The 9,463-nt window shown below is 39.9% G+C and carries 8 protein-coding genes and 1 pseudogene; 4 read left to right on the plus strand and 5 right to left on the minus strand.

The window, feature by feature from the left end; genetic code table 11:
• Positions 1 to 149 precede the first annotated feature (149 nt).
• Positions 150 to 614 carry a TspO/MBR family protein gene (locus U2P89_RS08310; protein ID WP_076930598.1) on the plus strand — a complete coding sequence of 155 codons (465 nt, stop codon included), beginning with the start codon at positions 150 to 152 and terminating at the stop codon, positions 612 to 614.
• A 150-nt stretch (positions 615 to 764) separates the two neighbouring features.
• Here U2P89_RS08310 and U2P89_RS08315 read toward each other — a convergent pair whose 3' ends face one another.
• From U2P89_RS08315 to U2P89_RS08325, 3 genes are all read right to left on the minus strand, one after another.
• A complete protein-coding gene (locus tag U2P89_RS08315; protein ID WP_083710994.1) occupies positions 765 to 1,091 on the minus strand; it encodes a helix-turn-helix domain-containing protein in 327 nt (108 codons plus the stop codon).
• A gap of 122 nt (positions 1,092 to 1,213) precedes the next feature.
• A complete protein-coding gene (locus U2P89_RS08320) occupies positions 1,214 to 2,554 on the minus strand; it encodes a DEAD/DEAH box helicase (protein WP_322191179.1) in 1,341 nt (446 codons plus the stop codon).
• Positions 2,555 to 2,723: 169 nt separating this feature from the next.
• Entirely contained in the window at positions 2,724 to 3,374 is a 651-nt protein-coding gene (locus tag U2P89_RS08325; protein WP_322191180.1) for a carbonic anhydrase, read from the minus strand.
• A 304-nt stretch (positions 3,375 to 3,678) separates the two neighbouring features.
• Here U2P89_RS08325 and U2P89_RS08330 point away from each other — a divergent pair, with 304 nt between their 5' ends.
• On the plus strand, positions 3,679 to 4,683 hold the full coding sequence (locus tag U2P89_RS08330; RefSeq protein ID WP_322191181.1) for an alpha/beta hydrolase: 1,005 nt from the start codon (positions 3,679 to 3,681) through the stop codon (positions 4,681 to 4,683).
• Positions 4,684 to 4,725: 42 nt separating this feature from the next.
• On the opposite strand, the pseudogene U2P89_RS08335 reads toward U2P89_RS08330, so the two are convergent.
• Positions 4,726 to 5,646: pseudogene (locus U2P89_RS08335) on the minus strand (virulence RhuM family protein).
• Between the two features lie 97 nt (positions 5,647 to 5,743).
• Positions 5,744 to 7,873 carry a TOTE conflict system archaeo-eukaryotic primase domain-containing protein gene (locus U2P89_RS08340; RefSeq protein ID WP_322191182.1) on the minus strand — a complete coding sequence of 710 codons (2,130 nt, stop codon included), beginning with the start codon at positions 7,871 to 7,873 and terminating at the stop codon, positions 5,744 to 5,746.
• Positions 7,874 to 8,084: 211 nt separating this feature from the next.
• Between U2P89_RS08340 and U2P89_RS08345 the strand changes: the two genes are divergently transcribed.
• Together U2P89_RS08345 and U2P89_RS08350 are read left to right on the plus strand one after the other, a co-directional pair.
• Positions 8,085 to 8,585: a HigA family addiction module antitoxin gene (locus U2P89_RS08345; protein ID WP_322191183.1), complete on the plus strand. Its 501-nt coding sequence runs from the start codon at positions 8,085 to 8,087 to the stop codon at positions 8,583 to 8,585.
• On the plus strand, positions 8,578 to 9,246 hold the full coding sequence (locus U2P89_RS08350; protein WP_322191184.1) for a nucleotidyl transferase AbiEii/AbiGii toxin family protein: 669 nt from the start codon (positions 8,578 to 8,580) through the stop codon (positions 9,244 to 9,246). The genes U2P89_RS08345 and U2P89_RS08350 overlap by 8 nt, the downstream gene beginning before the upstream one ends.
• The last annotated feature ends 217 nt before the right edge of the window (positions 9,247 to 9,463 follow it).

Here is a 9,463-nt window from a genome sequence, read left to right on the forward strand (position 1 = left end):
TTTCCCTTCTATTTCTTTGTCAATTGTTTGAGGGAAGTGCGAAACATGAGTAATACAATTTTAATCACTTGTGGATAACTTTAATTGGTTTTGGTTTGTTATAAGGCCAGGTAGTGTTACATAACTAAAAAAATTTATAACTCTTCCTTATGAAAAGATTACTGAATTTATTGCTGCCGGTGGTGGTTTGTTTTATGGTTGGTTTCACAGCCAGTTACTTTCAATCGGATGCCATTGAATCGTGGTATCCCTATCTGAATAAACCCGCTTTGACGCCTCCCAATGCTGTCTTTCCGATTGCCTGGGGCATCATCTATGTATGTATGGGGATTTCCATCGGCCTTATTTTGAATTCAAAAGATAAAAAAAAGAATTTCTTCTTATTATTGTTCGGCATACAGTTGTTTCTGAATTTCTTATGGAGCCTCTCTTTCTTTTATCTGCAAAACCCGTTACTGGGGCTTATCAATATCGTGCTGCTCGACCTGGCCGTATTGTACTACATCCTGAAAACCTATCCGACACAAAAGGCAAGCGCCTTGCTGTTTATCCCATACGCCCTGTGGTTGTTCTTTGCGACTTACCTCAACGCGTATATCCTGGTATATAATTAAGGGAGGGAACCGACTTACATTGCAAGGGTGGTTCGTACGCTATAAACTTTTAATTATGGCGAATTCGCTATAATTAAAATGCGGACGATAACTCCCGGATATAAACCCCTTGAACAAGATACGAAAGGCCCTGACGGAAATAGAAATGTTTTAGCATATCTTTTTTGTTATTTCAAAGCGTAACCCAAGCGCATCGATGATCCGGTAAAACGTTCCTGAGCCAGGTTCTATATCCCCATTCTCAATTTTTGAGATATAGGATTTGTTCACTCCTATACGGCTTGCCAGTTCCGCCTGGGTCACTTTTTCACTTTTACGTGCGTTGTATATTATTTGCCCCATGTAATAGGCGTATGCTTCGCGACGAAAAGCCTCGCGTTCCTGCGTGCCGACTTTCCCGAATTTGGCATCAAGTACCGCATCGTAATCAACAATTTGGTGGTTATTGGTATGTTTCTTTGTCTGCATAATATTCATTTTTAATTTTAATTGCTTTTTCGATTTCACTTTTTGGCGTTTTACGGGTTAATCCAATGAATAGTTCACGAAATAGGGGTTTGATTTTATCTGTTTTTAGCGATGCACGGAGTGGGTTTTCGCTATTCAACTCTTTTAATAACATCCCTGGCTACTTCTATCTTGTACTTTTTGCCCTTCATTTTTTCATCCCGGATATTTGCCAGCAGCGTTTTCACGGCAGACGCGCGAACGGCGGCAAAAGAGATAAAATCTTTCACTTCAACCAGCCCCAGGTCGGATTTGTCGAGTTTCCCTTTTTGTAAAAAGAAACCGACAATATCGCTTTTATTCAACTTGTTCTTCCTGCCGCCGCTGACATAAATTGTCCGGTATCCGGGGGGATCGGGCAATGGTTTTCCTGGTGTAACCGGCAAGACATCCATATTACCGGAAATATATTCCGGCATTTTATCCTCTCTGAACTGTATGATATAAGCGGTTCCCGAAGCATGCATCCGGGCCGTACGCCCGTTACGATGGATAAATTCACTTTCTGTGGCCGGAAGATGATAGTGTATTACATGATTCATCTCGGGGATATCCAGGCCCCTGGCAGCCAGATCGGTTGTCACCAGATAATGTAAACTTCCGTTCCTGAACCGGACGAGGATTCTCTCCCTGTCGTCCTGATCCATGCCGCCGTGGTAATATCCGGTTTGTATTCCTTTCTTATTCAGTAAACCGCTGATACGTTCCGTGACTTCCCTGTGATTACAGAAGATAAGCGCCGGCCCGGGATCGAGGGAGCAGAGAAGATGGAACAATGTGTCGATCTTGTCTTTTTCCGGAGATAAAACCAGTTTGACCGAAAGAGCCTCGTTTTTCTCTTCTTCCGTATAATCAAGCGTTATAGGTGATTCCATCCTTACAAAGGCCGGAATTTCTATATCGGATGTGGCTGAAAGCAGGACTCTTTTTTGTAAGCCGGGCAGTCGGCTGATGATTGTATTCATTTCATCCAGGAAACCTAACTGTAAAGATTTATCGAATTCATCCAGCACCAGGGTTTTGATAGAGCCGGTGTCGAACGATTTCCTTTCCAGATGGTCGATCAACCGTCCAGGTGTTCCGATAAGCAAAGCCGGAGGACTGCTCAGGTTTTTCAATTCGGTATCGATAGAGTGTCCGCCATAACAAACATTTACCTTGAATTCTGTTCCCATCTTTTTCCATACCTGCTCTGTCTGAAGCGCCAATTCCCTTGAGGGTACGACGATCAGGCATTGTACTTTTGTTATCTCCTCATCCAATAACTGAAGGATGGGCAGGAGAAATGCAAGGGTTTTTCCTGAACCGGTAGGGGACAATAACAGTACATTCCGTTCTTTAATGATCGCATGCCGGGCTGCTATCTGCATCTCATTCAGGCTGTCAATCCCCAGACTGGATAATATATTTTTGTTTTGATCTTCTGCTTTCATAGCACAAAGATAATTTTTTATTCTTAGCCGTTAATTTATTGTGTTTTTAAGGTTTGTCCGTTTTAAACCTCTCGAATTCGATAGGGTTGGGATAGTTCAAGAGAAACTTCCCTGAAATCTTCCTGTTGAATCATCCGGATTTTCAGGATAGTTAAAATGAAAGTAATCATTACAGTTCTCCGGTAATATCATATATCTCTCTGATTTTTTCAAGTTCCCCTTCAAAATCAAAATGCAGGTCGTGCAGGCGGGCATCTGCGATATCGAACACCCATCCTGCTACTTTCGGGTATCCGTTCTTGTAATAGGACTTTTGGACTTCGGCCATTTTTAATACGTTACGGCATTGTTCATAAATATTGATTTCAACAAAACGCCGGTACCTGGCTTCCGTATCTTCAATGGCATTGAGCTCCGTCTGATGGAGACGGTAGACATCCCGTATGCTCCGCAGCCAGGGATTGAGGATCCCATAGTCCAAATTCCCCATGGCAGCCTGTATGCCCCCACATCCGTAATGGCCGCAAATAATGATATATTTAACTTTGAGATGTTCCACTCCATAGTTAATGACGGAAAGGGCGTTCAGATCAATGGAGTTCACCATATTCGCAATATTACGGTGAATAAAGACCTCACCGGGCTTTAATCCCATCACCTGGTCCGGATGCACCCTGCTGTCGGAACAACCGATATATAGAAAGTCAGGATGTTGCTCTGCGGCCAACAGTTCGAATAATCCGGGATTTTCTATTTTATTCTTTTCGATCCACTTCCTATTGGCCTCAAATATTCGGTCATACTTTTCCTGATCAGACATATCAAAGAATTTTAAATAATATATGTTTTGTGGGTTCACTTACCGAAAGCATTCCATGCAGGCTTGCCTTCCTTTCGCATCCATGCATTACTTAACAAAATAGTTGTCTTATTTGTTGCAGGCCATATAAAATCACTTCAAAGCCATTGAGAAATCGATATATTTCATCTTTTATCCTTTCAGCGATCATTCCAAACATTCATACCGTAAAAAATGTTTTAAACGGAGGAAGCAGAAGTAACATACAAGGTAAGCTTACCGTAACAGGAAGTCATGTACGGTAAAGACGGTAAAAAATAATAGTATGAAACGAATTGTATTTTTAAGTGTTTTTCTCGGCGTTGTCCTCGTAACTTTCGGACAAACGGAACGCCCCGTGCTGGATATTACCCTGGCCAATTATGACTATCCGTACGACGTTCATTATTTTGAATTTAACAGCCAGCAGCAGGATGTAAAGATGGCTTATATGGATATTCATCCGGAACATCCGGCGGGAAAAACGGTCGTGTTGTTACATGGTAAGAATTTTAATGGCGCCTACTGGAAAACGACCATACAAGCGTTGTTGAAGGAAGGATACCGTGTAGTGGTCCCCGATCAGGTAGGATTCGGAAAATCATCGAAGCCCGCAGGTTATCAATTTACTTTCCAGCAATTGGCGCAAAATACCAAAGCGGTTCTGGATGATTTGAATATTGACAAGATCTTTCTTTTAGGCCATTCCATGGGAGGAATGCTGGCTACGAGGTTCGCGCTGATGTATCCCGAAACAGTCGAAAAACTGATCCTGGAAAACCCCATCGGATTGGAGGACTGGAAACTTGTGGCACCTTACATGTCCATCGACGAAAATTATCGGAAAGAATTGGAGGTTACGTATGAAACGACAAAAAAATACCAGTTGGGCTTCTACTACGACAACCAGTGGAAGCCCGCATATGACGAATGGGTGTATTTACTTACGGGCTGGACGAAGCATCCCGATTATCCCCGTGTGGCGATGAACAATGCCCAAACGGCGGATATGATTTTTACGCAACCTGTACTGTATGAGTTCCCCGATATCCGGGTGCCTACGCTGTTGATTATCGGGACAAGAGACCGTACGGCCATTGGAAAGGACCGGGTGAAGGATGAATCCGTCCGGGAGAGTATGGGACAATATCAGATTTTGGGGAAGGAGGCACAAAAGAAAATACCCGGGTCCCAACTGGTGGAATTAGACAATGTAGGGCATTTACCGCATATCGAAGCATTCGATCGTTTTATAAAGCCTTTCATCCATTTTTTGAACACGAACGAATAGGGGAGAGGTATTGAATGCCTTTTTTATCCCTCTTGAAGGTAGTTAGACTGATTTTCTTCGGTTATTATCACTTCCTTTAATTCTCTTTATTTCTCTATCAAAATCAGAAAGATAGTATTCATCTTGAATCTTTCGGAATGTTTCATATTCTTGTTCCGCTTTTAACTTTGCTTCCAATGCAGAGACTTCACCTTTGTCCTGTAAGATAGGGTATTGAGACAATTCTAAAAACTGATTCAAAAAGTTAGCCCAATCCTGCATGCTCGTTGCTATTCCTCGTTCTGCTCTATTTTCTGCTAAATCCAGATAAGCAGAAACAATCCGATTTAATTCCCTGATATGTGCTTCATTGAGATAATTTTTAGCAATGGCAACATCCGACTTTAGTATTTTTCCATCAGGAGCCTGTTTCCAGTTGGTTAAGCCCATATATAGTTTGGTTGCATCAGCCGATGTGTAAATTATTTCAGCAGCCGTTTTTCCGGTGATTGCCCAGTGAAGCTTATTCTACACAGTGGCAAAAAAATCTTTGGTTACAGGTGCATTTTTATCATAATCCGCAGCAGTTGCATAAATATCTGTGATTTTCTGATAAAACCTACGTTCACTTGACCGGATCTCCCGGATACGTTCAAGCAACTCGTCAAAATAGTCTTTACCGAACGAACGTCCGTTCTTCAACATCTCGTCGTTTAAGACAAACCCTTTGGTAATGTATTCTCTAAGCGTGTTCGTTGCCCAAATACGAAATTGTGTTGCCTGGTAACTATTGACACGATAACCAACAGCAATGATTGCATCTAAATGATAGAAATCCAATTCCCGAGAAACTTCTCTCGAGCCTTCCTGCTGAACTATCCGGATTTTCCGGATAGTTGCCTCTTTATCCAATTCTTTTGTGTTGTAAATATTCTGTAAGTGCTCATTAATAGTTCTCACATTTACCCCAAATAGTTCTGCCATCCGCTTTTGTGTGAGCCAGAATGTACCATCCTCGAATTGGACTTATACATTCACATGCCCATCAGGAGTAGTGTAAAGGATAATACTGTTCTCCATATTATTTTCTCAATTTATTGTAATACCTATTTCTCTCCTTGAACATCTTCTCAAAGTAATCTATTTTAGAGTCCCGATAATCAAATATTACAGGAGGTTTACCGGAACGCTGTACACGACCTATATATTGCACTAATTTGCCTTCAAATGCAAATGGATAAACGATAAATAAGCATTCCAAAGCACTAATATCTATGCCTTCTCCAAAGTATTGTCCGGTAGATATGATAATTTGAAAATGTCCTTGTTCTATTTGCTCTAACTTGCTTTTGCGACTTCGCGCTGAATCATCACCGGATATGGCAATCGTTTCGTACTTCTCTTTCAGGTATAAATTCAGAACGTTTACATGAGATTTTCTTTCAGTAAGAATCAATATAGACTTAAACCGGAAAAAATTTTCTTCAATATCTTTCAGTATCAGGTTATTCCTGTTTGTGTCAAAAATTAAAATCTGTGATACCGTTTCATAATTATCAATTTTGTAATCGTAAGGGACAAACAGTTCCGTTTCACGTATGTTTATTTCAGCTTTGGTATTCTGTGACTCCAACTGTTCTTTCTGGGTCATTTCGTAGATCATGTTGCCTATATAAACATAAATTAGTTTTTCATCGTTATTCTTCCGCTTAGGAGTAGCAGTCAAGCCATATAGATAAAAGCAATTCAGTTGAGTGATAACTTCCCGAAACGATTTTGCCGGAATATGGTGACATTCATCTACGATTACCATGCCGAAGCGATTCCTGAGTCCTGAAAGATCTCCCCTTGTCAACGACTGGATCATCGCGACTGTTATCTCTTTTCCAATCCGGTCTTTTTGATTACCGATTTGCCCGATCTGTTCCTTTGGAATGGATAAGAAGTTCTGTATCCTGTCAGTCCATTGATCAAACAGTTGTTTTCGATGAACAAGAATCAGTGTCGGTTGCTTCTTCTGTGCAATCAATTCTAAACCAATGATCGTTTTTCCCGAACCGGGAGGCGATACGATTACGCCAAAATCTTTAACGAGAGTCCGTTCTAAGACATCCTCTTGATGAGATAATAAATCTATCTTTGAGTTGATTTCTATTTCTTCGTGTTTGCACCGTTCATCAATGACTTTTATCGGTATATTTTCAGCATTGCAGAAATGTATTAATGAAGAGGCGAAGCCTCGGGGAATAATAATACCTTCGGGTGTTTCTTCAATCAACTTGAAATACTTTTCCACATTATGAGCCGCTTTGCCCAAACGTTTCTTTATAAAATAGTCCGAGTTCAAAAAGTTAAGATTATCTTTCAAATACTCTATAAGCTTTTGATTGAGCTGCACTCTTTTGAGGTATATTTCACTATTAATGAGTATCTCTAATTCAAATTTAGATTCCGGAATATACCTTGAAGAGAAAACTTCTTTTGTCTTACCGGATAATTGCAAGTGTAGGGTTTCTATTTTTTGTTTTGGAATATGCTGAATGGATTGCAGAAAACTCCACTGATCGACAACTGGCTCAAAGGTTTCCGGATTTAAGAAACATGAATTCCCTTTAGTTAACGAGGCTCCTTGTAGTGGCAGTGCGATCAAGTTGCCAATCCCTTTCCCTGAATGGGTATCCTGATTCGGAAAGAGCCGGTCAAAGCTGGGTTCTTTCTCAAATTTGGAGATAATCTCGGCTTGCAACAATAATTCAAACATGATTTTCCGGCTCATAAAGGCCGGTATGTTTTCTTCAAAGAATAGCCACAAATGTCCTCCATTACCAGAGCGGGAACGTTCTATTACAGCAGGAAGTCCAACTTCTTGACAAACTTGGTATAATTTCAGAATAGATCCTTTCCAGTTCGTTTCATCAAAATCGGCAGCAATGAAGAAGGAGGTATTATCTGATAACAATGGATATACACCAACCGTTGATTTCCCCGATAAATGTTCTTTTATTGCTTCATCATTGAATGCCAAATATTCTTTTTTATCATAATTGGCAAAACTCCCTCCCGTTGCCTTGTGTTGGTTATAGTCGCTCCAATCAACTTTATAGGCTGGCATATATCCGTTTCTACCATCCTTTTCCCAACGAACAGCATATACATCTTCGCGCCCCCGAAATAAGGATTTGAATAAATTTATGTTCGTTTGGGATACCATTGCAGTTTCTCTTTTAATTGTCGGGGGTTTATATTCTTCTACCTGTTACTCACTCCGTTTTAGAGCGATTTTTTTAAGAGAAAAATTCTTCTTTAAGTGATTAGAGCAAAGGTAGAAAATTATTTGGAGAAGCACTCATTTTCTTTAAAAATATCGTAAAAGTAAACGATTTTGTTTATTTATTCATATCTTTGCAAAAAGAGTGAGATTTATGGATAGTCGTATCAACATACTAAAAGGCATTCATCCCGGAAAACTAATAGGAAGGGCGTTGAAGAAACAAGATATTACCCAGCGCCGTTTGGCAGAGGAAACAGGTATTCCCTATCAAACTATCAATGCGATTATTACAGGAAAACGTAATCTTACAACGGAGCAAGCGTTAAAAATAGAAACAGCTTTGGGATATGAAGAAGGATTTCTGTCGATTCTTCAATCCTATTATGATATAAAGCAATATAAGGATAGGGATTTTGCTTTGCTTTATCCGGAAGCTCCCAATATTAGGAAAATTCTTTTCTGGGACACGGATTTTAATAAAATCAATTGGGGCAGATATAAACGATCTGTTATTGAAAGGGTCTTGGAAAGAGGTAGTAAAAGAGAAATCAATGAGATTAAAAGGTTTTATAATCTTTCAGCAAATGAATTAAAACAATTTAAACCAAAGAAAATCCGTCCAAAAAGATTAATGCAGAAAACGAATGGCTAAGAAAAATTCTATCAAGCTACATTACGAAACGGTTACTCCTTTAATGAAGAAAATTCTCAACGAGATAATGAAGGAGCCGATATTCAGGCCGTTCTATTTAGTGGGAGGAACTTCCTTAAGCTTGCGATTAGGACATCGAAAGTCGGTAGATATTGACTTATTTACGAATGCTTCATATGGAAGTTTGGACTTCTCTGTTTATGAGAATTTCTTTCGGAATAACTATGGATACTCTGATTGTGCGGATAAAACAAACATTGTAGGCTTCGGCCGGTCATATTATATTGGAGAAACGGAAGATAACAACATCAAGCTCGATTTATTCTATCATGATGAAATCATAGACCCTTGCGATATAATTGACGGTATCCGAATTACGAGTTTAGCCGATGTTGCAGCGATGAAAATTGATGTAATTTCACGGGGTGGTCGTAAAAAAGATTTTTGGGATTTACATGAATTGCTCAATACATATACTATCCCGGAAATGTTGAAGCTTCATAAGCAACGATATGAATACACTCACGATAGAAGTCAGATAATTGCCAATTTTGTGGATTTTTCTGCTGCCGATATAGATATTGACCCAATCTGCCTGAAAGGGAAAGAGTGGGAATTGATAAAATTGGATTTTGTGGAATTAATGGAGCAAAATCCATAAATGTTCGCATTTTACGGATTAGATTCGGGATTATTGTTAAAACTTACATTTCATTGATGGTGTCAGGTTCTATATAAATAATATGGGGTAGGGAGGTATTGCGATATTTTGCCATGATAAACACGAATTTTGATATTTGTCGTGCCATCTGATTTAATATGGTTCGAACCGCCGACCCCTCCGATGTAACGGAGTGCTCTGAACCAGCTGAGCTAAA

The organism is Proteiniphilum sp. (genome assembly GCF_034331125.1).
Taxonomy (GTDB): Bacteria; Bacteroidota; Bacteroidia; order Bacteroidales; family Dysgonomonadaceae; genus Proteiniphilum; species Proteiniphilum saccharofermentans.